This is a genomic window from Mucilaginibacter sp. 320_HR (assembly GCF_059691875.1).
In genome coordinates, this window is the sequence record NZ_JCAWAI010000003.1 from 248,986 (window position 1) to 273,461 (window position 24,476).

Below are 24,476 nucleotides of genomic sequence, written 5' to 3' on the forward strand. Positions count from 1 at the left end.
GGCAATAGCAGTTGGTACAGGCTAATCACATTAACCTTTCACCGGCCTCATTTTAAAAGGAGAATTACAAGAAAAAGCTTAGCAGCTTATCAAAGTAAACTTCAATAATAAAGCTATCTATTTCAACCTGCTCGTCTATCTGATCTGAAAAGTCAATTAATTCCTGGCTCATGGTAGTGATGTTTTACTATGCAAACATAGTAAATACTATACCAAAAACCAAAACGGTATTTTGATTTAATTGGAACGACAGTTGTTTAGGTATCATTTCACCACATGGTTTAAACCAGAATAGCCGCCTTTACGAGGTAAGGCAATATTTCTTTTTGGAAGGATACGAAGTTTTTGCGTACGTCGCTGTCGCTAACGGAGGTAAATGCAAAGCTGAATACGATATTCTTACTGCATTTTATCAGGAAGCGTAGCCGCTGCTGATAGGTCTCGTGCTTGCGGATGCCTGCAAGCTGGGTAAAAGATTGCACCAACAGTTCCTCTAATTCATTAGAAAGGTTCTTAAGAAAATCCTGTGAGTTGGTACTTTCCCGAATAAAATCCCAGCCTATAAACTCGTTACACACGGTATAACTAAGGCGACAGGTTTTCATGATGAGGTTACTTAAGTGCTTCTCCTCGTCCATCTCCGGTGCGTCGGTGTTTATCAATTCATCAACACTCACCTTTATATAGTCCATCAGCAATACATGCAGTATAGCTTCTTTACTGTCGAAGTATTTATAGATGGTTGCTTTAGCAATTTTTGCCCGCTTAGCAATCTCGTTAACGCTGGTTTTATGATAGCCGAATTTTCGGAACAGTTCCTGCGATGCCCTCTTTATGCTGTCTTTAATTTTATCGGCTTCCATGTATCAGTTAGATACAAATATCTCAAAATTACTCACATTTACGCTATAAACGCGTAAAGACCTGGTAGCAGGGGCTTTTACAGGGCTACCGTCTGACAGGGAGAACTTAGCCCCGCTGCATGGGTCGGTAGCGGTAAACCCGCTTTCATCAGGCGAAACGGCACATAGTTTTTCCGGCTGATAGCTGCTGCAACGGTCGTAAGCAACATAGCTACCATCAGCTCGCCTGTAAATTAAGATGCCTGCAACGCCATAGCCTGATATAGCAACAGACCCACCCGGGCTGTTGAGGGCAGCCAAACGCGGATCTGTTTTTGAGGCGCGGAAGTTAACCGGCACACTGGGCACTGCGTTTTCCGCTTTGCCACAGGAAAAGAAGATTATAGCAGTAATTATAACAAAGACTGCTTTCCTCATATGATCTCTGTCTGGAACTGTTTCAGGAACCGTACGTCATTTTCAGAGAATAACCGAAGGTCGCGGATAACATACTTTAAATTGGTAATACGTTCTATACCCATACCGAAAGCAAAGCCGGTGTACTTTTTACTATCTATACCGCAATTCTCCAGAACGTTAGGATCAACCATACCGCAGCCCAATATCTCCACCCAGCCGCTGTATTTACACATGTTACAGCCCGAGCCTTTACAAATGGTACAGGAGATATCCATTTCGGCAGATGGTTCTGTAAACGGAAAATAAGACGGACGGAAACGAACCCTGGTTCCTTCACCGTAAAGCTCCTGCACAAAGTGGTATAACGTCTGCTTCAGATCAGAAAAAGATACGTTCTCATCTACATACAAGCCTTCTACCTGGTGGAAGAAGCAATGTGCACGGGCAGATATTGCTTCGTTGCGGTAAACACGTCCTGGCATTATAGCGCGGAACGGTGGTTTGCCGCTCTCCATCATCCTAACCTGTACTGATGAGGTGTGGGTACGCAGGGCAATATCGTCGTTCCCCGCGCCTTTACGCACGAAGAAAGTATCCTGCATATCGCGTGCAGGGTGTTCCTCCGGGAAGTTCAAAGCCGAGAAGTTATGCCAGTCGTCTTCAATCTCAGGCCCTTCTGCTACTACGAAACCCAGGCGTTTGAAAATATCGATGATCTCGTTACGTACCAATGATAACGGATGGCGCGAGCCTACTTCAAAACCGTCTCCCGGCAGGGTAAGGTCTTGTGAAGAGTCGTGGCTTTTAACTCCCGAGTCTAACGACTCTTTAAATTCGTTGTACTTTTCTTCAGCAAGTTGTTTGAACTGGTTAAGCACTTTACCGAAGGTGCGTTTTTCTTCAGGACCGACCGTTTTAAACTGATCGAACAGGTCTTTTATGATCCCTTTTGTACCCAGGTACTTAATACGGAAAGCTTCCAGCTCCTCTGCTTTTGCAGCGGTAAAGGCTTTTATCTCGCTGGTATATTTATCTATCTGCTCCTGCATTTCTCTTGCTTGTAAAAAACTGAACTACAAATATAAGGCTATTATTTTAACACGCCGAGTGCTGTACCCACCTTGGTGAAAGCGGCAATAGCCTTATCTAAGTGTTGGTTGTCATGTGCGGCTGATATTTGCACACGTATACGGGCCTTACCCTGCGGCACCACCGGGTAGTAGAATCCTATTACGTAAATACCCTCTTCCAGCATTTTAGCGGCAAACTCCTGCGCCAGCTTAGCATCGTACAGCATCACGGGCACAATCGGGTGAACGCCTGGCTTTATGTCGAACCCGGCAGCAGTCATTTTCTCGCGGAAGTATTTGGTGTTACGCTCAAGCTTGTCGCGCAGATCGGTGGTTTCGCTAAGCATATCCAGCACGGCTATAGATGCACCTGTAATAGCCGGAGCCAGTGTATTGCTGAACAAATACGGACGGGAGCGCTGGCGCAGCATATCAATGATCTCTTTACGGCCCGATGTAAAACCACCAGACGCACCACCAAGTGCTTTACCCAGTGTGCCGGTAATGATATCTATCTGGCCCATTACGTTATGATGCTCGTGCGTGCCGCGGCCGGTTTTACCCATAAACCCGCTGCAATGGCTCTCGTCAATCATCACCAAAGCATTATATTGTTCTGCAAGCTGGCATATTTTGTCCAGCTGAGCAATTGTACCATCCATACTGAAAGCACCATCGGTAACTATAATACGGTGACGAAGTTCCTGTGTAGCTTTAAGTTTCTCTTCCAGGTCGGCCATATCATCGTGCTTGTAACGCTGGCGTTGAGCCTTACACAGGCGAACACCGTCAATTATTGATGCATGGTTCAACTCGTCAGATATTATCGCGTCCTGTTCATTAAACAACGGTTCAAACACACCACCGTTCGCGTCAAAGGCAGCAGCGTACAGGATAGTGTCTTCAGTACCCAGGAACTCCGATATTTTTTGCTCCAGCTGTTTATGTATGTCCTGCGTACCGCAAATAAAACGTACAGACGACAGCCCATATCCATGGGTATCCATTACAGCTTTGCCGGCTTCTATTACTTTAGGGTTACCAGACAGGCCCAGGTAGTTATTAGCGCAAAAGTTGATCACTTCCCGGCCGCCCTGCACGGTGATATCAGCACCTTGCGGTGAGGTAATAATGCGTTCGCGTTTATATAATCCGGCTTCTTCTATAGATGCGAGTTCCTGCTGCAACACAGGCTGTAAGGTTTTGTACATAATAACAGATGTTAGCCTGCAAAATTAAGCATTACAGGCAAATGCACGCAAAACCGTTCAACTTTAAATATATTGCTGCATGAACAAACCTTTTAGGCATAAAATGTATTTAAGTAACAGCTATATGAAAAGATACCTGCTTATACTATTTCTTACGCTTACTGCTTCCGCGGTTTCGGCCCAGCAACACTTGCTTTCCGGCCATATTACCGGGCCAAAAAACGAGTTGATACCCTTTACTTCCGTTTACATACGCAACTCTACTTATGGTACCACAGCCAATGAGGATGGCAACTACCAGTTCCGCCTTGCGCCGGGAAGCTATAAAGTTGTATACAGAATGGTCGGCTACCGCGAAAAAGCTTACGATGTAACCATAGGCGATCATGACGAGCGACTTGATATTCAGCTGGAGGAAGAAATATTTACTCTAAAAGACAGCACAGCATACAACGAAAAGACCGACCCTGGCATGGATATAATGCGCAAGGTGATAGCCGCACGCAAGCAGCACATGCAGGAGTTTAAAAGTTACAAGGCTACTGTATACATTAAAGGCGTACAGCGCCTCATTAGCGCACCTAAGGGGCTTATGGGCGAAACGGTAAGCCGCCAACTTGAGTTGGACTCAGTAGGACGCGGCATTCTTTACCAATCAGAGTCACTTTCGGAGTTTAACTTTGAGCAGCCATCTAAATTTAAAGAGATAACCATAGCCTCTAAAACAGTTGGCGCAAGTCCGCCATTTAGTTATAATAAAGCTTCAGATCTGCAATTGAACATCTATAATGATGTATTTGCTATTAATGGGTTAAGCTCTCACGGTTTTGTTTCACCCGTGGCATCAAACGCTTTAAGCCACTACAACTACAAGCTGGTGGGTACAACGGTAACCAACGGCCGTACCATACATAAAATACAATTGCTGCCCAACCACAAGCACTCCCCTACTTTTAAGGGTAATATTTACATAGTAGACGGCGACTGGCGTATTTACAGCGCCGACCTGATGCTGACCAAGAAGAATGATAACCTTAACCTGATAGATACTCTTAACATCAGTCAGCAGTATATACCTATTCGTGACAGTGTTTGGCTACCATCAGCAATACAATACAGTTACAACGGCAATGTACTTGGCTTTGAGTTTGGTGGCTACTACCTGGGTATTTACAACAATTATCGTATCGACCAGACCTTTCCTGATAAATACTTTAACGGAGAGGTACTCAGGGTTGATACTGCTGCCAACATTAAAACATCCAATTACTGGGCAGCTACCCGCCCGCTTCCATTAACCAAGTCCGAAGCAAGGGATTACGTTAAGAAAGACAGTGCCGAGGCATTCCACAAAACAGATGTTTGGAAAGAAGTTAATCAGCATAAGAAGAACAACATTAATTACTTCAGTTACCTTATCTTTGGCTATGATGCCAGCAGCCGCGATGAGCGGGACTCTTTATACATCTTCCCTTTCCTGCAAACGTTTTATTACAACACGGTTGAAGGTTTTGGCATAAATGCCAAGGTAACGTACACACACAAGGTAGATGACTTTCATTCATGGAAAATTACGCCTGCGCTTCGCTACGGCTTCTCAAACAAACTCTTCAGTGCTAACATGCTGGGTGAGTACCTGAATGATCCGTTTCATAACTCTAAGTTTTGGGTAAACTTCGGCAGCGACGTACTCGATCTTAACAACGTAGGTACACGATCCTTATACTTTAACACGCTTAGTACACTGCTTTACGAAAACAACTATGTGAAGTACTACCGTTCACAGTACGGAGGTTTTGGCTACCAGCGCGAGTTGGCTAATGGTGTTATGTGGAGCGGAAGTTTAAGCTATTCTGGTCGCCGGCAGTTGTACAATACATCGTTCAGTAAAATAAGGGATGTAAAAAATAAAGAATTTACATCAAACAACCCTTTGGCTCCTGCAGGTACCCCTGCGGATGATCAATCGTTCCTGTTCCCTACCCACCAGGCACTTTCGTTCAACACTTCGGTTGCTTTCACTTTTGATCAACAATATATTACCCGGCCAACAGGTAAATTCAATCTGCCGTCCAAATACCCTACACTTACTTTAAACTACCGTAAAGGGATCAATAAAGTATTTGGCTCTGATGTAGATTATGACTTCGTCTCGGCGGATATATCACAATCTAATATCAGGATAGGATTATCAGGATATTCGTCTTTCAAGCTTACCGGGGGCGATTTCATCAATAATCATAAGCTTTATTTTATGGATTACTACCACTATTTGGGTAACCAGGGCACCACCTTCGATCCATTGTATATCGGTAGCTTTCACTTCCTGCCTTTCTATACTTACAGTACCTACGGCGCGTTCTTCGAGGCACATTACCAGCACAATTTTGCGGGGTCTATACTCAACAAAATACCGTTTATGCGTAAGCTCAAGCTGGAAGAGCTTATCGGTGCAAACTTCCTGACCACCAGAGGAAACCCTAACTATAGAGAATTCTATGTGGGTTTGCAACGTTTAATCTTCCGTGTAGATTATGGTATCTCTTATACAGGTAACAACAAGTATATACAAGGCATAAGAATATTCTACGGGATAAGATAGTTCCGGAGCCTGAAGTTCGTAAGTTGTGAGTCGGAAAGAACCTGAATTAAGCAATTGATTTAATTTAAAGATTAGCAAATTTTTGAATTCGTTTCAGACTTTACTGACTTCCGACTTTCCTACTAAAACCTTATCTTTGCACCTCATTTAACGCCGTTTGCAGCGGCATCAATGAGTTATGGCAAAATACAACACACTACTGTACTATTGTTACTCAACAATAGAAAACGGCGAGCAATTTGCTGCCGATCACTTAAAATTTTGTAGAAGCTTAGGCTTAACCGGCCGCATTATAGTGGCAGATGAAGGCCTAAACGGCACCGTATCCGGTACGCCTGAAGCTTGCGAAACCTACATGAACACTTTACATGTCGATGCCCGCTTTGCCGACATCGACTTTAAAGTTGATGAAGTAGACGAGCCTTCATTTGTAAAGATGCACTGCCGCTATAAATCAGAGATCGTGCACTCCGGCTTGCGCGATCCCAACATCATTAACCCGCAAAAACAAACAGGTAAACACCTCGATCCGAAAGAGTTTTTGGAAATGAAGGATCGTGAAGATGTTGTAGTGCTTGACGTACGCTCTAATTACGAGCATAGCCTTGGTAAGTTCAAGAACGCGGTTACGCTGGATATCGAGAATTTCCGCGACTTCCCGGCAATGATCAACGAGTTGTCGAAGTACAAGGACAAGAAGATACTTACCTATTGTACCGGCGGGATTAAATGCGAAAAGGCTTCTGCTCTGCTGTTGCATGAAGGTTTTAAAGATGTTTACCAACTGCATGGCGGTATAATAAAATACGGCAAAGAAGCAGGCGGGCAAGACTTCGAAGGCAAGTGTTACGTTTTTGACAATCGCCTTTCGGTTGATGTGAACAGCGTAAATCCGGTGGTGATATCTACCTGCCGTAATTGCGGCAAGGTGACGCCCAAAATGATTAACTGTGCAAACCCCGAGTGCAACGAGCACTTTACCCAATGCGATGAATGCGGTACTGCTATGGATGGCTGCTGCAGTGATGACTGCAAGGCTCACCCACGTAAACGCGTTTACGACGGAACAGGGTATTACGTTAAAGTGCCCCAGCCTGTTAACACCGCTAAAAAAGCCTCAAAACAGCCGGCAACTGCCGAATAATACATGGATAAGCTTACCTGCGGGTAGGCTTATTTCTTTTAAACCCTGCCAAAGCGTACTTTCGTATACAAAAGTGTTTGCCAGGCACTTAGATCATCCATGCGTAAACCAGTTCTGTTATTACTGCTTCTATTATTTGTAAAGTGTTTTGCTTTTGCTGCTGATATCAAAAGCATCGGTGTACCCTATGTGCAAAATTACACCAAAGCACAGTACCAATCTGGCAATCAAAACTGGTCGGTAACACAGGACGAGCGCGGCGTAATGTACTTTGGCAACGACGAAGGCCTGCTCTCCTTTGACGGGAAATACTGGCAACTGAACCGCATGCCCAATGGGCTTATAGTGCGATCTGTAGCTGCCGATAAAAAGGGGAAGATCTATTCCGGTGGGTTTGGCGAATTTGGCTATTGGGAAAACCGCAACGGCTTTTTGAAATATCGTTCGCTAACAAAGCTTATCCCGCAAAAATATCAGCCTGTAAAAGAAGAGATATGGAAGATCTATGTCGACACGGATCGCGTTATCTTTCAGTCGTTCGGTGCTATTTACATCTACGCAAATAGTAAAATAACGGTTGTAAAGGCATCTACTCCTTTTTTGTTCTTGTTTAAAACAGGGCAGCGTTATTTTGTTGAACGGGTTGGCGTTGGTCTTTTCGAGTTAAAAGGTACCAAGCTACAGCTTATACCGGGGAGCAATATTTTAGGCAGCCGGGTACTCTCTGTCTTACCTATCGCCCAAGGCCGATATCTTATCGGCACTGCAAATAACGGTTTGTTCATCTTCAATGGCACCAATATCACACCCTGGAAAACTCAGGCTACCGAGTTTCTAAAAAACTTTCAGCTTAATAATGGGGCAGTGATTCCCAATAAGTACTTTGCTTTTGGCACAATACTAAACGGTATTGTAATTATAGATACCGCAGGCAACGTTGTGCAACATATTAACAAGGCTAGTGGTATGCAAAACAATACTGTACTGAGCCTTTATACCGATGCGGAGCAAAACCTGTGGGCCGGGTTAGATAATGGCGTAGACCGCATTGAAGTAAATTCGCCACTGTACTTTTACTTCGATAAAACCGGGCGTTTCGGCACGGTATACTCGAGTATAATTTACAGAGATAAAATTTATTTGGGCACCAACCAGGGTCTATTCTATAGCGACTGGCTTAAGGGCAGCGGCAACCAACTTCTGCAATCGTTCGATTTTAAGCTAATACCAGGATCACAGGGCCAGGTGTGGGATCTTTCCCTGCAAGATGGGAAACTACTCTGCGGCCATAACGATGGCACCTTTCAGGTAAACGGCAGCACTATAACCAAAATAACATCTCTTAGCGGCGGCTGGACAATAAAGAAAATCAGCACAGATCAACTTATACAAGGGTGTTATACCGGGCTTATTATCTACCGTAAAGATATTGCGGGCAACTGGATCTTCGACCACAAGATAGAAGGTTTTGGCGAACCATCGCGTTATGTAGAACAGGATAACAAAGGACAGATATGGGTTAGCCACGCTTACAAAGGCATTTACAAAGTGACATTAACTGCTGATAAGAAGCGTGTAGCATCTCAAAAATATTACGATAAACAATCCGGCCTGCCAGACAGCTACAATGTGGGCGTATTTAACCTTGATAACAGGGTAGTTTTCTCCTCCGACTCCGGCTTTTATGTTTACGATGATATAACAGATCGTTTCTATCGTTACAACCAGCTTAATTCAAGGCTAAAAACCTTTGCATCCAGCAATAAGGTAATATCAGCCATAGGTAAAAAGTATTGGTTTATCAATCATGGGCGTGTAGCATTGGCGGACTTGTCTGTTCCAGGGAAACTTACTATCGATAGCAATAGGTTTAGCATGCTGAACGGGCAAATGGTGCAGAACTACGAGAACATCAGCCTGATAAACAACCGCATTTACCTGATAAGTGTAGATGATGGCTTTGTGATTGTGAATGATGCTGACGCGCGCCGTGGCGGTAAGATAACTTTGCCCCAGGTACTTATCCGTAAAATTGAGAATATTACCGATAAAGTAACCGTAATAAACGATATGCACAGCAGTACGGATACTGAAATTAACCTCCCGTATAATCAAAACAACATTCGTATTGCTTACGCGCTTCCTTACTACCGGCAGGTAAAAATACAGTTCCAATACTACCTGGAAGGCTATTCGAGACAATGGTCAGACTGGAGCATCCAGAGTCAAAAAGAATTTACAAACCTTAATCACGGCACTTACCATTTTAAGGTAAGGGCGAAGATAAACGACGAAAACGTTTCAGAAATTACCGAGCTTTCATTTGAGATACTGCCGCCATGGTACTTAAGTAAAATTGCATTAGCCTTTTATATACTGTTGTTTATACTAGCCTGCTACCTTATCAGGAAGTACTATCTACTTAACCTGGATAAGCATCAACGCCAAATACAGGAAAAACTACAACGCGAAAAAGAGGAGTTCCTGCAAAGGGAAGCCATAGCCAACCAGCAACACATTGTTACCCTTAAAAATGAGCAACTACAGGCCGACTTAGCCAGCAAGAGCCGTGAGCTGGCAAACAGCGCTATGAATATTGTGTATAAAAACGAGCTGCTTCAGAAGATCAGTGATGAAATAAATAAATTTCGTGACAGCACCGGTAAAAAGCTACCGGAAGATCAGCTTAAAAAACTTCACAAAGTAATTGATGAAGGGATGAATGACGAACGGGATTGGAACGTGTTTGAAAGCAGCTTTAACGAAACGCATGAGAACTTTTTTAAGAAATTAAAACACGACCACCCGGATCTTGTCCCTAACGATCTTAAGCTTTGCGCTTACCTCCGCATGAACATGAGCAGTAAAGAAATGGCATCGTTATTGAACATTTCTTTGCGGGGTGTAGAGATAAGACGCTACAGGTTGAGAAAAAAGCTCAATTTAGAGCATGATAAGAACCTTAGCGAGTTTCTCATGGAGCTATAATACTACATCATTACCTCTCATAAGCTCTTTTCGCCATCGTATGTACTTTAAGAAGTTTGTAGTATGTATTTTATACACTACTATCGTCGCAACCGATTACTATTCAATTAGTTATATTTCTGTTTAAAATTGAGTGAGAAACCGTTTAACCTGTGATGTATTAATGTAGAGGAACATTATTTGCTAAAAATCTATTTACTCCGCAACTTCGACCCTACGAAAAACCAATTAATCTCAAGTACTAACAAATTTAATCACCCACTATGAAGAGAATTTACAAGATCTCGGGGTTACTGCTATTGTTTACTTTTTTCTCCACAGCTGTTTTTGCACAAAACATTACCGTAAAAGGTAGAGTTACAGATGCTGCGACAGGCGAAGCGCTAATCGGCGTTACTATAGGGGTTCAAGGCACACCAGCAGGTACCCAAACTGATGCAACAGGCGCTTACTCGTTAAGCATTGCATCATCTGCTACATTACAAGTATCGTATATTGGCTATACTACTCAAAACGTATCTGTAAGTGGCCGCAACACTATCGATATTAAATTAGTTGGATCCGCTAATCAGTTGCAACAGGTAGTAGTTGTAGGTTACGGCACCCAGCGCAAGCTTGATGTCACTGGTTCTGTTGCTTCGGTAAAAGGCGAAGAGATAACCAAACAGGCATCTGTAAACCCGGTATCGGCTTTACAAGGCAAGGTAGCCGGCGTACAGATCACCAATTCTGGCGCACCCGGCGCATCTCCCGAAATTAAAATACGCGGCACCGGCACCATTTATGGTAACACTAACGTATTATACGTTGTAGATGGTGTTTGGTATGATGACATCAGCTTTTTAGCTCCAAGCGACATTGAAAACATGAGTATTCTTAAGGATGCCTCCAGCACGGCAATTTACGGTATACGCGCGGCTAACGGTGTGGTATTGGTGACTACCAAACGAGGTAAAGCAGGTGCCACTACTGTTAATTACAACGGCTATGCCGGCTGGCAAACTGTTACCAACCCTGTTAAAATGGCAAACGCAACTGAGTATGCAACAGCTATCAACGAGTTATCGGTTACAAACGGCGGTTCTCCATTATTTAACGATCCAAATAGCTTTGGTACTGGTACAAATTGGTATCAACAAGTCTTAAGAGATGCATTTGTAACCAATCATAACGTTTCCGTTAATGGGGGTACAGAAAAATCCAAATACAACTTTTCGTTGGGTTACCTTAATCAGGATGGTAACGTTAAGGGCAATAATTACAAACGTTACACAGCGCGGCTAACCAACGACTACACACCTTATAACGGCATCAAGTTAGGCTACAACGCAAGTGGTTTATACAGCAAATCTAATGACATACCAGGAAGCATCTTTCATCAGTTGTATGCTGCAGGCCCGGTATTGCCTGTATATTACGCTGATGGCAGCTATGGCGACCCTAATGATTACAATTTAGGCGGCGGCAACAACTTTAACCCGCAGGCAACGCTAGACTTTTATAACCAGCGTTCGCAAAATTACCGTTTCACCGGTAACGCGTATGCTGAAGTAGATTTTCTAAAACACTTTAAGATACGCACAAGCTTTGGCGGCGATGTTGGTCAGGCCGAGGTGCGTAACTATAACCCGGTATACACTGCTACACTTGCACAACGTAATGCGTTAAGTGTACTTTCTGTAAGCCGTACAGAAACTCGCAATTGGATTTGGGAAAACACGCTTACGTATGATAATACCTTCGCGAAAGATCACAGGTTAACAGTGTTGTTGGGCCATACTGCCCAGCGTTATAAATCATACAACTTTAACGCTACTGCACAAAACGTGCCTTATAGCAATGGCGACGCCGACTTGTACCTGCAGTTAGGTAATACAACAGGACGAAACGTAACCGACGGTGGATCATTAAATACTGCGTTATCCTACTTTGGACGTGTAAATTATGCGTTTAAAGATCGCTACCTGTTAAACGCATCTATCAGGCAGGATGGCGCCTCTCAGTTTTATGGCAGCAATGTATGGGGTTATTTCCCTTCAGTTGGTGCAGGCTGGGTGATCAGCAACGAGCCGTTCATGAAAGATCAAACCATTTTTGATAACTTAAAGCTTCGCGGAAGCTGGGGTAAAGTAGGTAACTCAGGCGTACCATTTAATCCAACTACTTTAAGCGTTACGCAGGCGGCCTATTTGACAGCAATATTTGGTGGCCAACCTTATACCGGAGCTAGTGTTAACTCGGTTGTGCCGCCGACTATTTTCTGGGAACGTGGTGTTGGTACCGATATAGGCTTAGAGGCTGGTGTACTTAATAACCGCCTTACCTTTGAGTTGGATTATTACAACCGCAAAACACAACAAGCTATATTTGCTATTCCTATACTGTCATCAGTAGGTACCGGTTCAGGTTCGATTGTTGGCAACCAGGCAGATTTTGAGAACAAGGGTTTCGAGTTGTCTGCAACCTGGAGAGGAAAAGCAGGTGCTGACTTTAGCTACACGGTAGGCGGCAACATCGGGTATAACAAAAACAAGGTCTTATCAACTGTTACAGGTGCAAACCCCATATACTCTGGTGGCGGCGGTTTAGCTAACGGGGCACTATCTACACGTACAATTTTGGGCAGCCCTATAGGCGAGTTCTATGGTTATAAAGTTGCAGGTATATTCCAAACTGCTGCTGAAGTAGCAGCATCGGCACAGGCCTCCAGTGCTAAGCCCGGTGATTTCAAATATGTTGATCAAAACGGCGATAAAATCATCGATGGTAAAGACCGTGTTTCGCTCGGGGATCCAAATCCACGATACACGTTTGGCCTAAATACTACTTTTAACTACAAAAACTTTGATCTTGCAGTTGATGCGCAGGGTGTAGCAGGCGTAAGCATTTATAACGCCAACATTGCTTACCGTTTTGGTAACGAAAACTTTAGCAAAGATTTCTATGACAACAGGTGGACCGGCGCTAACAGCACCAATGTTTATCCATCGGTAAACGTAGGTTCTACTACCAACTCGGCACCAAACTCGTTCTATGTAGAAAGCGGCGCTTATGTACGTATACGTAACATTCAGTTGGGTTACTCTTTACCTACATCTTTAACCTCAAAACTGAGAATGCAACGTGTACGGATCTATGCCAATGCTCAAAATGCTCTTAACTTCTTTAAGTATCGTGGCTTTAGTCCGGAAATTGGCGGCGCTCCGCTTAACGCCGGTATCGACAACAGCGTGTACCCGTTATACGCTACGTACAACTTTGGTGTAAACGTTACTTTTTAATTGATTAAAATGAATTCAAAAAAATATTACGTGCAAAAAGTAACAGGTATTGCTCTTTTTGCAACACTACTCTTTAGCGCACAATCGTGCAAAAAAGCTTTTCTTGACGAACCTCGCCAGGCAGCTACGCCAGCAGTACAGTTTTGGAAAACTGAAGCTGATGCAACCAAGGCAGTAAATGCTATGTATGCCAACTTACGTGAATGGAAGAACATTGCATTTGCGCCGATAGCTATTGAAAGTGTACCCTCTGACGATGCTGAAAAAGGCAGCAGCCCTAATGATGCATCGTTCTTTAACAACTTCGATAATTTTACAGCTTCATCAACCGAGGGCCAGTTTGCAGATTTTTGGGCGGGCCAGTACCAAACTATCAATTTTGCAAACCAAGTAATTGGTAATGTTCCGGGGATTAATATGGACGGTAACTTAAAAAACCGTTACCTGGCAGAGGCAAAGTTCGTACGTGCTTACGCATACTTTAGATTAGTGCGTGCCTTTGGCGATGTTCCATTGCGCTTAGCGGTACCTAAGGATGCTACCGAGTACAACATCCCACGCACACCAAAAGCTGAAGTTTGGGCTGCAGTAGAGCAAGACCTTACAGATGCTGCTGGTGTTTTGCCACAGAGCTATGGCGCTGCAGATCGGGGCCGTATAACCAAGGGTGCAGCTCTTGCGTTACATGCTAAGGTGGCTATGTATCAGAAAAAATGGTCGGACGTATTAACTTACACCAACCAGGTAATGACCCTGGGTTACTCATTGTTCCCTAACTACGAGCAATTGTTCCGCACAAATAACGAGAACAATTCAGAATCGGTATTTGAGATACAAAGTGACCTGATAACAGGCAATGCAGATGCTTCTAACTCCCAATACTCACAAGTACAGGGTGTAAGAGGTTCTAACGGAGGCGGCTGGGGCTTTAATGTGCCTACACAGGACCTTGCCAATGCTTTTGAACAGGGCGATCCTCGACGCGATGCCACTATCATATTCCGTGGCGAAACCACGCCTGAGGGAGATGCTATACCTGCAACGGGCGACAATCCTATGTACAATCAAAAGTCGTACGTGCCATTTAACATGTGGGTGAGCGGCTATAATGAGGGTGTTCAGCAAAATATCCGTGTTATTCGTTACGCAGATGTATTGCTGATGAACGCAGAGGCTGCCAACGAAACGGGTAACACTACGCAGGCGCTGGCCTCGCTTGAAATGGTAAGGGCACGCGCAAGACAGGGTAACGCCGCTATCTTGCCGAAGGTAACCACTACCGACCAGGCAGCTTTACGTCAGGCAATCTGGAAAGAGCGCCGTGTAGAACTTGCTATGGAATTTGACCGTTACTTTGATGTTATCCGCCAGGGACGCGGAGCAGAAGTGTTCGGTCCAAAAGGATGGAAAGCAGGCAAAAATGAAGTTTGGCCTGTCCCACAGTCAGAAATAGACCTGAGTGCAGGTGTATTAACCCAAAATCCAGGTTATTGATCAATCTTATAGAACGTCATGAAAATAAATACATACAAATTGATGGCTATATCTGCGTTAGCAGTAGGGCTATCTGCATGTCAGAAGAATTTTGACCCATCTACATATGCTCCGCCCTTATCTATCGGCGGGTACACCAACACCAGCGAAATTGCCAAGGGCAGTCTTGTGGCTTACTATCCATTTAACGGTAACGCCGTAGATAGTGTGTCAAATACCACCGGAACTGCAACCGGCATAAGTTACAGCGCTGGTATAAAAGGCTCAGCATTACAGGGCGCAACCAATGGTTATGTGCTTGGTAACACTGGTGCATCTGTAACGGGCTTAACCAGTTTTACTGTAACTGAATGGTTTAAAACGCCTGCTCCTTCTAACGGCATCATCGGATTATTCTCTTTGGCCAACACCTCAAACTTTTGGGGCAACCTCGAGTTTTTTATCGAGAACGGAAGCACTAACGACGCCGGTAAACTGCGTATACACGTTTTTAATGGTACTGATGACCGCACACTTGAGATTAACAACGCTGTTAACCTTTTTGATAAATGGAACAGCATGGCGGTAACTTATAACCAAACCAACTCTACTGTTAGCGTATACCTTAATGGCTCATTACTTAAGTCGGGCACTCTTGCCGGCCTTACAGGTCCGCTTGCTTTTAAGAACGTAGGCAAGTTTGTATTCGGAACTGTTCAGTTTATGACAAGCCCAAGCCAAACGTCATCGCATGGCGCAGAACCATGGGCAAGTTACCTAACAGGGCAGCTTGACGAAGTAAGAGTTTACAATAAGGCTTTAACTATTGACGAAATAAGCGCCCTCGTTAAACTCGAAGGTCGCGGAAAATAAACATTGATTGAGGAAGGTTGTCCCGGGTGTAAACCCGGGCAGCCTTTTTTTATGGCTTACTTAGAAGGGGAATAAGATGAAGATGACTAGATTAAACGCATTTAAAATATTTGCGGGCACCTGCCTGATAATAACTGTTATGGCTTGCGGTAAAAGCAGTTCGCCAGGCCCTGCGCCTGTTCCGATACCTACCCCTTCAAGTTTTAGTTTTAACACGCTAAAAGTAAATGGTGTGGTTAATGGACTCACATACATCAACATTAACAGCACGCCCTCTATCAAAATATCTTTTCTGGCAGCGCTGGACCGTAATACAGTTAATAGCGCGGTTACATTAAAAGACCGCAATGGTGCTACTGCAACCTACAACCTTAGCTATGAAAATAATGACAGCACAATTGTGGTTACGCCAACGCTTGGTTATATCAAAAAATATAACTTGAGTGTGAGTACAGCGCTTAAGTCTGTCGCAGGCGGGTATCTTCAGTCTGGTGTTAATGCAACGCTTACTACCGCTGTTGACCCTACTGATAAGTTCCCGCTGATATCTGACGATGCCCTGCTGGACCTGGTTCAGAAACAAACGTTTAAATATTTTTATGATTTTGGGCATCCGGTAAGCGGCCTTGCTCGCGAACGCAATACCAGCGGAGACATTGTTACCACAGGCGGATCAGGCTTCGGCATTATGGCGCTGGTGGTTGGCGTAAACCGCAATTATATCAGCCGGGCAGATGGTTTGGCCCGCATGCAGAAGATTGTAGGTTTCCTTAAGAACACTGCCGCTAAATTCCACGGCGCCTTCCCGCACTGGCTTAATGGCGCAACCGGCGCGGTACAGCCATTTAGCGCGTTGGATAATGGCGCAGACCTTATAGAAACATCTTTCCTGATGGAAGGTCTGCTTACCGCGCGCCAGTACTTCAATGGCGCGGGTGCGGAGGAGACTGCATTACGTGCAGACATCAATGCTATTTGGCAGGGGGTAGAGTGGGATTGGTTTAGGCAGGGTAACCAAAACGTGCTTTACTGGCATTGGAGCCCAAGCAACGCATGGGCTATCAACATGAAGATAAGCGGATGGAATGAAGGCCTTGTAGCGTACGCGCTTGCTGCCTCATCACCAACACACAGCATACCTAAAGAGGTTTACGATCAGGGTTGGGCACAAAATGGCGCCATGCGCAATGGCAATACTTTTTATGGTGTAAAACTGCCGCTGGGGCCACCCCAAGGCGGGCCGCTGTTCTTTGAGCATTATTCGTTTTTAGGAATTAATCCCACCGGGTTGGCAGACACCTACGCCAACTACGATGAGCAAACCAAAGCACACAGCTTAATTAACTACAACTACTGTGTGGCAAATCCTGCTAACAAGAACGGCTATAGTGCAAATTGCTGGGGATTAACTGCTAGCGATATTGATAATGGCTATACCGCAAGTTCTCCAACCAATGATGTTGGGGTAATTGCGCCTACCGCGGCTATATCTTCATTGCCGTACACCCCTACACAATCGTTAGCTGCACTTAAGTTCTTCTATTACAAGCTTGGCGATAAAATGTGGGGCGATTACGGGCTTAAGGACGCGTTTAATTTAACTGACCCATGGTTTGCCGATTCATACCTGGCAATTGACCAGGGGCCGGAGATAGTGATGATAGAGAACTACCGCAGTGGCCTGATATGGAATTTATTTATGAGCAGCCCGGAAATTAAAACCGGTATGCGCAAGCTGGGCTTTACCAGCCCCAATTTATAACAGATTAACTTAATGAAAAAGATACTTGTATTTGCGCTGCTACTGATGACAGCGTTGCAGGGCTTCTCTCAAAAGCAGGCAAAAAGCGCTGATGGCATAAAGCCCGTCGGTATCATCAAAAACTTACATGACAGCGCCCTTCTTGACGTTGTTCAGCGCCAAACCTTCCGCTATTTTTGGGATTTTGGCCACCCGGTAAGCGGCCTTGCTCGTGAGCGCAGCAACACGTCGTTTGACTATGGCAACGAAGTAGTGACCACCGGCGGATCAGGCTTTGGCATTATGGCCCTTATTGCGGCAGACCACCGTAAGTGGATAACCCACGAGCAGGCTGTTAACAGGATGGTGAAAATTGTAAACTTTCTGTATAAAGCAGATGCTTACCATGGCGTATTCCCGCACTGGCTTAATGGCGAAACCGGCAAAACCATTCGCTTTGGCCGTAAGGATGATGGCGGCGACCTGGTAGAAACCTCTTACTTGTTTGAGGGCCTGCTTTGTGCACGCCAATACTTCACTGCCAATACTGCAAGCGAACGCCGCATACGCGATGTAATTGGCTGGATGTGGGGTGAAATAGAGTGGGACTGGTATACTCAGGGCGGCCGCGACAACCTGTACTGGCACTGGAGCCCAAACAATGGCTGGGCCATGAACTTCCCTATCCGTGGTTTTAACGAGTGCATGATCACCTATATAATGGCCGAGTCGGCGCAGCGTTATCCGGTAAAGGCCGAGATATATGAACGTGGCTGGGCCCAAAGCGACTTCTTCAAGAACGGCAGAACTTTTTACGGCCATAAACTACCGTTAGGCTTTGATTATGGCGGCCCGCTATTCTTTTCACAATACACCTTTATGGCGCTGGACCCAACCGGCTTAAAAGATCAATATGCCGACTACTGGGAGCAAAATCAAAACCACACGCTGATAAACTACGACTACTGTGTAGATAATCCTAAGAAATTTAAAGGGTATGGCGAAAACTGCTGGGGCCTAACAGCAAGTGATAATTACGAAGGCTACAACGCCCACTCGCCAACTAACGACCTGGGCGTGATTACACCTACGGCGGCTTTATCCGCATTCCCTTATACGCCCAACCAGTCTATGAAGGCGCTTCGCCACTTCTACTATGACCTGGGCGATAAAATATGGGGCGAATACGGCTTTACTGATGCCTTTAGTGAAAGCAAAAACTGGTATGCAAATTCATACCTTGCTATTGACCAGGGGCCAATAGTAGTAATGATTGAGAACTATCGCAGCGGCTTGTTATGGAAACTTTTCATGAGCTCTCCGGAGATCCAGCAAGGCTTGAGAAAGCTCAACTTTCAAAGTCCGTATATCAGCAAAAAATAAGCGTTAATACGCGTTTTTAAAAAGGGCCGGTTCAGCATTTACTAGATCGGCCTTTTTGTTTTAAGTCCATGCCTTATCTACTCCCCGGGCATAAACTTTTGTGTGGTTTTTGATGGTTTTGGATCACAGCCGGTTCGCCAACTTGGAAAAAACTTTAGGCACCGCGAACGATTTGAACTCTTCTTGCGTTATAGCAATTACACCATTGTATACCTACATTCATCAACATGACCGTGAAAAGATTACTAACAATAACTTTCCTTGGCGTACTATTTTTAACACTCTCGAACGGTGTTAAGGCTCAGGTAAACTCCGCTTTTGACAGGGGATCCTTCATTAACAAAAAAGACACACTGCCCTATCGCATCCTGTTCCCAAAAGGACTTGATCCGCGCAAAAAGTACCCGTTAGTGTTTGTCTTGCATGGGGCAGGCGAACGCGGTAACGACAACAATGCCCAACTGGCTTATGGCCCTGAGTTATTCCTTAATGATACTGTAAGGCAGAAGTTTCCGGCCATTATAATTTATCCGCAGTGCCCGAAGGATAGTTACTGGAGTAACGTACTAATAGATACTAACAGCACCGGTAAAAGACAGTTCCATTTTCGTGAAGGTGGCGAACCTACCAGGGCAATGGCTGCACTCATAGGCTTGGTAGAGAAGATGTTAGAGAAGCCGTATGTAAACAACAAGCAGGTATATATAGGCGGTTTATCTATGGGAGGCATGGGTACTTTCGAGATACTGCGCCGTAAGCCAAACGTGTTTGCCGCAGCTTTTGCCATATGCGGGGGCGACAACACCAATAACGCTAAACGTTACGCCAAAAAAGTGCCGCTTTGGATATTTCACGGCGTAAAAGATAGTGTAGTACCTTACGACCACTCAGTTGTGATGGTTGCTGCTATCAAAGAAGCCGGCGGGGATCCGAAGTTCACCTCCTACCCTGATGCAGATCATAACAGCTGGGTTAACGCATTTGCAGAGCCCGGATTGATGCCATGGCTATTCTTGCACAGTAAGTGAATTAGTTAACCACACCCGGATTGCCTGCATCATCATTATTAGTGATGGCGTTATCGGCATTTAGAGCTGGTGAGGGTTCGGAGTCGCTAAGGGTGGTTTCTATAGCCTCCGTATCAGCAATAACATTATCCTGATTTACAACTTTATTGCTCTCTTCGGTATTGGTAACAGCATCCTGCTGATTTGATTCAACAGTGTTGCCAACGTTGGCATCCTGTTCAGGTGCTTTGTTTTTTGGATCGCTCATGGCTGCTTTTTTTTAAGCAACGCATGAGGATTGAGGATGTTTGGACTATTGAACTTTCAAAAAGTGCTCAAAAGTATCGCTTCTAATTCCCAAGCGCAGGGTTTCTAAGGGGATAATATCTGCCGGTGCAATATTGCCCAGGCTTACGTTAGCGCCGATAAGTTTTATGAACCACACCTGCTGCGCTTTCTGCGGCGCCTCCCAAATAATTTTTTCTTCAGGTATTTGGGTTAGAATCTCATCAACAAGCCCCTGGCGTACTTCTCCGGAATCACGGTAGATACCTACGTTTCCGCTTTCACGGGCTTCCGCTATAACTTTCCAGGATCCAGCCTCAATTTCAGCATTCATCAGCTTAATCCACTTGTAGGGTGCAAAAATCTTTTGCACGTCCTTAGAGCCAACTTCAGATATAACTGTAACCAGCTTGCTCAACTTTTGGATGTACTCACATTTCTCGTCGTGCTCAATGGTGATAGAACCGTCGGAAACTTCGGCGTATTCCATCTGATACTTGTCTAATATCCTACAATAATCGTCAAATTGGCCACGCACAATCATCGCTTCAAATAATGTCCCACCAAAATACACCGGCAATCCTGCTTCTTTGTAAAGCTTAAGCTTTGCATCCAGGTTTGCACTAACGTAAGATGTTGCCCATCCCAGCTTTACAAGGTCTGTAAAGGGTGCACCTACCTCAATAAAATCTTCTGCCTGACGTGTACTCAGGCCCTTATCCATAACCATGGTGAGGCCAGCATTGCGGGGTTTGGCAGTACGTTCAGGAAGATCGTTTATGTGGTAGTTCATGAGCAAGCAAGTTATAGCTTATAACTAAAAGTTTTAACGCTGTAAAGGTCGCTAATGATATGCAGATGTGCAAATGATGTTTATCAGCACTTGTATACTTATCAAGTGCTTTAAAACAAAAAATGTGCAAGTGATAAGTTCACTTGCACATTTTTGTTTATTTAGCTATTACGTAAATTAACGCGTATACCTGTTAATAATGTCGATAATAACCTTGTTTTCCTGTAATTGAGGCAGGTAGTCGAACAGGATGTAATGCTTTTCAGGGTCAGTTGTTAAGGCTATCTCCAGTTGGTTGAGTGCTTCGCTATATTCCCCTTTAGCGAAAAGGTAGGCTACCATACGGTAGTATAGTTCTGCTGCTTCCGGGTTATTTTTAATAGCCGACGCGATCACCTCTATAGCACCCGAGAGATTTTGCTGCTCATATAAAATGGACGAATAATCCAGCCAGGCATCCACATCCAGCGGGTTTAATTCCACCACCTTTTCGTAAGCATGTTCTGCTTCGGTAATATGGCCCAATTTGTACTCGGCATCAGCAATGGCAAACCAGAAATCCGCATTGGCTATATCCAGGTCGAGGGCCTTTTTGTAAAAATGCAACGCCTCAAAATATCGCTCCTCGAAATCAAGCGTTACCCCTATCCCAAACCAGGCATCTGCAAGCTTAGGGTCCATCTTAACCGATTTTTTATAGAACGACCGCGCATCATCCATTTGCTCCAGCTTCTCGTAGCATTCGCCGATAGCGCAATACGTATCTGCATTGGGCTGCTCATACTCGAATGTCTGACGGTAAACCTCTATAGCTTCGGCATATTTTTCAAGGTTAACCAGCGCGTTACCCTTATTGAAGTAGGCTGATGCAAAGTTATCCTTGATTAAAATAGCATAGTCGTACGCATCTATTGCCTTTTCGAACAAGCTTAGCTTGGTGTAAGCATTGCCCAGGTTATACCAGGCAGCATAACTGTATGGCTCGTTATCTATATACTGCATATAGAACTGCACGCTCTCCTGCTGGTTATCCAACACGTCATAGCAAAAGGCCAGTTCGTACAAGGCATCCTGGTTCTCCATATTCTGCTTAAGGCAAAGCTTAAGGTAGGTTATGGCAGTATCATAATCGCCCATGTTTTGGTAAACGTAGGCTATATGCAGCAGTATTTCGTCGGTCTCTTCGGCAAGCTCCAGGGCTTTTTCATAGTTCTCGAGCGCTTCGGTGTTGCGCTCCATGCTTTCGTAAAGGTTCCCGCGGATAATATAAATGTCGGCATCGCTGGCTTCCAGCATAGCCGCTTTATCAAGCGCGGCGAATGCCTCGTTGGGCTTGTTGCTCACTACCAGCAGTTGGGCCTGCTTTATCAGGAAGATAGCTGCGAAAGGGTGCTGGTTGCGGGCGTACTCGGTAACCTGCAGGGCCTTAGCCGGATCATTCTTCTCGATGTAGTAATCTATAATATTTTCAAAAGCCTGCGCATCAAAAAAGTACTGGTCGTGATTTCGGATCATCTCCTCGTACCGTTCTACAGAGAATTTTGGGTCCTCAGTAAAACCAAATTCAAAATCTTCTTCCATTCAAGTTTATTTGAAGAACACATGTTCCTTCGGACAGGTTGCGATCCGCAAGGCTCTACTGAGTTCAAATTACAATAATAAGACGCTTTGAAGCAATTAAGTTTTCAACATACACACATTGTTAACACCCCTTTATACAAGTGCCTGATAATAAATAGGAAGCATTTGGAGCGGACGGCGGTGAGGGGTATTAATTGCCTTAAAGATTTTTACCTTTGACAAAAGTACAAATTATGAGCCTTTTAATAGCTGATATCCTTCATCATTTACATATTAACGACACTAACCACGCCTTTAGTACAGGCAGCACCTGGGGCAGCAGTGACGACGCAGAGATTAAAGATGTATTCTCTCCTGTGGATGGTAAAAAAATCGCCTCGGTAAAATATACTACCGCAGAGGAGTACAACGCCGTTGTAGAAACCGCAGCAAACGCTTTTAAAACCTGGCGAACCGTACCTGCGCCTAAGCGTGGAGAAATTGTAAGGCAGATAGGCGAACAATTGCGCGCCAACAAAAAAGAACTCGGCGCACTGGTGTCATACGAGATGGGCAAGAGCCTACAGGAAGGCTACGGTGAGGTGCAGGAGATGATAGACATCTGCGACTTTGCCGTTGGCCTGAGCCGCCAGCTTTACGGGCTTACCATGCAAAGCGAGCGGCCAGAGCACCGCATGTACGAGCAGTACCACCCACTGGGCAGTGTGGGGATCATCTCCGCGTTTAACTTCCCGGTAGCGGTATGGAGCTGGAATGCAGCACTTGCCTGGGTATGCGGTGACGTATGCATTTGGAAGCCAAGCGAAAAAACACCGTTAACGGCTATTGCCTGCCAGCACATTGCGCAGCAGGTTTTTAAAGCTAATGATATAGAAGAAGGCGTAAGCTGCCTGGTTATTGGCGACCGAAACATAGGGGAGCTAATGTCTAACGACACGCGCATCCCGCTGGTATCGGCAACCGGTTCTACCCGTATGGGTAAAGCTGTGGCGGCTGCCGTGGCTGCCCGCTTAGGCAGAAGCCTGCTGGAGCTTGGCGGTAACAATGCCATTATCATCAGTCAGCATGCTGATCTGGACATGTCTTTAATTGGCGCTGTATTTGGCGCTGTGGGCACAGCCGGGCAGCGCTGTACCAGCACGCGCAGGCTCATTATTCACGAAAGCGTTTACGAAACCTTTAAGCAGAAACTTGTTAATGCTTACGGGCAAATTAAAATAGGCAACCCGCTGGATGAGAACAACCATTTGGGGCCATTGATAGACCAGGAAGCCGTTGCCCTTTACCTCGACTCAATTGAAAAATGCAAAGCACAAGGTGGTAAATTTGTGGTAGAAGGGGGCAAGCTGGAGGGTGAGGCCTATGCCTCCGGGTGTTACGTTAAGCCTTGTATAGCCGAGGTGGAGAACCACTACCCTATTGTGCAGCACGAAACCTTTGCCCCTATTCTTTACCTTATCAGGTACACCGATCTTGATGAGGCTATCAAATTGCAGAACAGTGTTCCGCAGGGACTATCATCAGCCATCATGACCACTAACCTGCGCGAGGCCGAAACTTTTCTGTCGGCGGCGGGTTCTGATTGCGGCATAGCCAACGTAAACATCGGTACATCCGGCGCGGAGATTGGCGGCGCGTTCGGTGGGGAAAAAGAAACCGGCGGCGGCCGGGAGTCTGGTTCTGATGCCTGGAAAGTGTACATGAGGCGCCAAACCAATACTATAAACTATTCTAAAACGTTGCCTTTAGCACAAGGAATAAAATTCGACCTTTAATAAAATT

General features: G+C 45.0%; 17 protein-coding genes. 10 read left to right on the forward strand and 7 right to left on the reverse strand.

The window, feature by feature from the left end; genetic code table 11:
• Positions 1-281 precede the first annotated feature (281 nt).
• From AC59GT_RS11680 to kbl, 4 genes are read right to left on the reverse strand one after another with little or no spacing between them, the layout of a single operon-like run.
• The gene (locus AC59GT_RS11680) at positions 282-863 is read right to left on the reverse strand and encodes a TetR/AcrR family transcriptional regulator (RefSeq protein WP_117383687.1); all 582 of its coding nucleotides are present in this window, start codon (positions 861-863) and stop codon (positions 282-284) included.
• Positions 864-866: 3 nt separating this feature from the next.
• Positions 867-1,280: a Rieske (2Fe-2S) protein gene (locus AC59GT_RS11685; protein ID WP_497237795.1), complete on the reverse strand. Its 414-nt coding sequence runs from the start codon at positions 1,278-1,280 to the stop codon at positions 867-869.
• Positions 1,277-2,311: a phenylalanine--tRNA ligase subunit alpha gene (pheS, locus tag AC59GT_RS11690; protein ID WP_497237796.1), complete on the reverse strand. Its 1,035-nt coding sequence runs from the start codon at positions 2,309-2,311 to the stop codon at positions 1,277-1,279. The genes AC59GT_RS11685 and pheS overlap by 4 nt, the downstream gene beginning before the upstream one ends.
• Before the next feature lie 41 nt (positions 2,312-2,352).
• A complete protein-coding gene (kbl, locus tag AC59GT_RS11695) occupies positions 2,353-3,543 on the reverse strand; it encodes a glycine C-acetyltransferase (RefSeq protein ID WP_497237797.1) in 1,191 nt (396 codons plus the stop codon).
• Between the two features lie 124 nt (positions 3,544-3,667).
• Between kbl and AC59GT_RS11700 the strand changes: the two genes are divergently transcribed.
• The 9 genes from AC59GT_RS11700 (at position 3,668) to AC59GT_RS11740 (ending at position 20,056) form a co-directional block, all read left to right on the forward strand.
• Positions 3,668-6,145, forward strand: coding sequence for a DUF5686 family protein (locus AC59GT_RS11700; RefSeq protein WP_497237798.1), 2,478 nt, complete (start codon positions 3,668-3,670; stop codon positions 6,143-6,145).
• A 178-nt stretch (positions 6,146-6,323) separates the two neighbouring features.
• Positions 6,324-7,289 carry an oxygen-dependent tRNA uridine(34) hydroxylase TrhO gene (trhO, locus tag AC59GT_RS11705; RefSeq protein ID WP_497237799.1) on the forward strand — a complete coding sequence of 322 codons (966 nt, stop codon included), beginning with the start codon at positions 6,324-6,326 and terminating at the stop codon, positions 7,287-7,289.
• A 99-nt stretch (positions 7,290-7,388) separates the two neighbouring features.
• Complete coding sequence (locus AC59GT_RS11710) at positions 7,389-10,277, forward strand: ligand-binding sensor domain-containing protein (RefSeq protein ID WP_497237800.1); 2,889 nt, start codon at positions 7,389-7,391, stop codon at positions 10,275-10,277.
• A 263-nt stretch (positions 10,278-10,540) separates the two neighbouring features.
• Positions 10,541-13,558, forward strand: coding sequence for a SusC/RagA family TonB-linked outer membrane protein (locus tag AC59GT_RS11715; RefSeq protein WP_497237801.1), 3,018 nt, complete (start codon positions 10,541-10,543; stop codon positions 13,556-13,558).
• Between the two features lie 9 nt (positions 13,559-13,567).
• Positions 13,568-15,052: a RagB/SusD family nutrient uptake outer membrane protein gene (locus tag AC59GT_RS11720; RefSeq protein WP_497237802.1), complete on the forward strand. Its 1,485-nt coding sequence runs from the start codon at positions 13,568-13,570 to the stop codon at positions 15,050-15,052.
• A gap of 18 nt (positions 15,053-15,070) precedes the next feature.
• Positions 15,071-15,904 (forward strand): LamG domain-containing protein, encoded by an 834-nt coding sequence (locus AC59GT_RS11725; protein WP_497237803.1) that lies wholly within the window; start codon positions 15,071-15,073, stop codon positions 15,902-15,904.
• A 76-nt stretch (positions 15,905-15,980) separates the two neighbouring features.
• On the forward strand, positions 15,981-17,666 hold the full coding sequence (locus AC59GT_RS11730) for a glucoamylase family protein (protein ID WP_497237804.1): 1,686 nt from the start codon (positions 15,981-15,983) through the stop codon (positions 17,664-17,666).
• Between the two features lie 12 nt (positions 17,667-17,678).
• A complete protein-coding gene (locus AC59GT_RS11735) occupies positions 17,679-19,028 on the forward strand; it encodes a glucoamylase family protein (protein WP_497237805.1) in 1,350 nt (449 codons plus the stop codon).
• Positions 19,029-19,255: 227 nt separating this feature from the next.
• Positions 19,256-20,056, forward strand: a complete 801-nt coding sequence (locus tag AC59GT_RS11740) for a carboxylesterase family protein (protein ID WP_497237806.1) — start codon at positions 19,256-19,258, stop codon at positions 20,054-20,056.
• A gap of 1 nt (position 20,057) precedes the next feature.
• Here the strand turns inward: AC59GT_RS11740 and AC59GT_RS11745 are convergent, their stop codons facing one another.
• The 3 genes from AC59GT_RS11745 to AC59GT_RS11755 all read right to left on the reverse strand — a co-directional run bounded on the left by AC59GT_RS11745 (position 20,058) and on the right by AC59GT_RS11755 (position 22,694).
• Positions 20,058-20,303 (reverse strand): hypothetical protein, encoded by a 246-nt coding sequence (locus tag AC59GT_RS11745; RefSeq protein ID WP_497237807.1) that lies wholly within the window; start codon positions 20,301-20,303, stop codon positions 20,058-20,060.
• A 45-nt stretch (positions 20,304-20,348) separates the two neighbouring features.
• On the reverse strand, positions 20,349-21,113 hold the full coding sequence (locus AC59GT_RS11750; RefSeq protein WP_497237808.1) for a phosphosulfolactate synthase: 765 nt from the start codon (positions 21,111-21,113) through the stop codon (positions 20,349-20,351).
• A 177-nt stretch (positions 21,114-21,290) separates the two neighbouring features.
• Positions 21,291-22,694, reverse strand: coding sequence for a tetratricopeptide repeat protein (locus AC59GT_RS11755; protein WP_117383674.1), 1,404 nt, complete (start codon positions 22,692-22,694; stop codon positions 21,291-21,293).
• Positions 22,695-22,927: 233 nt separating this feature from the next.
• On the opposite strand from AC59GT_RS11755, the gene amaB reads away from it, so the two are divergent.
• The gene (gene amaB / locus AC59GT_RS11760) at positions 22,928-24,469 is read left to right on the forward strand and encodes an L-piperidine-6-carboxylate dehydrogenase (RefSeq protein WP_497237809.1); all 1,542 of its coding nucleotides are present in this window, start codon (positions 22,928-22,930) and stop codon (positions 24,467-24,469) included.
• The last annotated feature ends 7 nt before the right edge of the window (positions 24,470-24,476 follow it).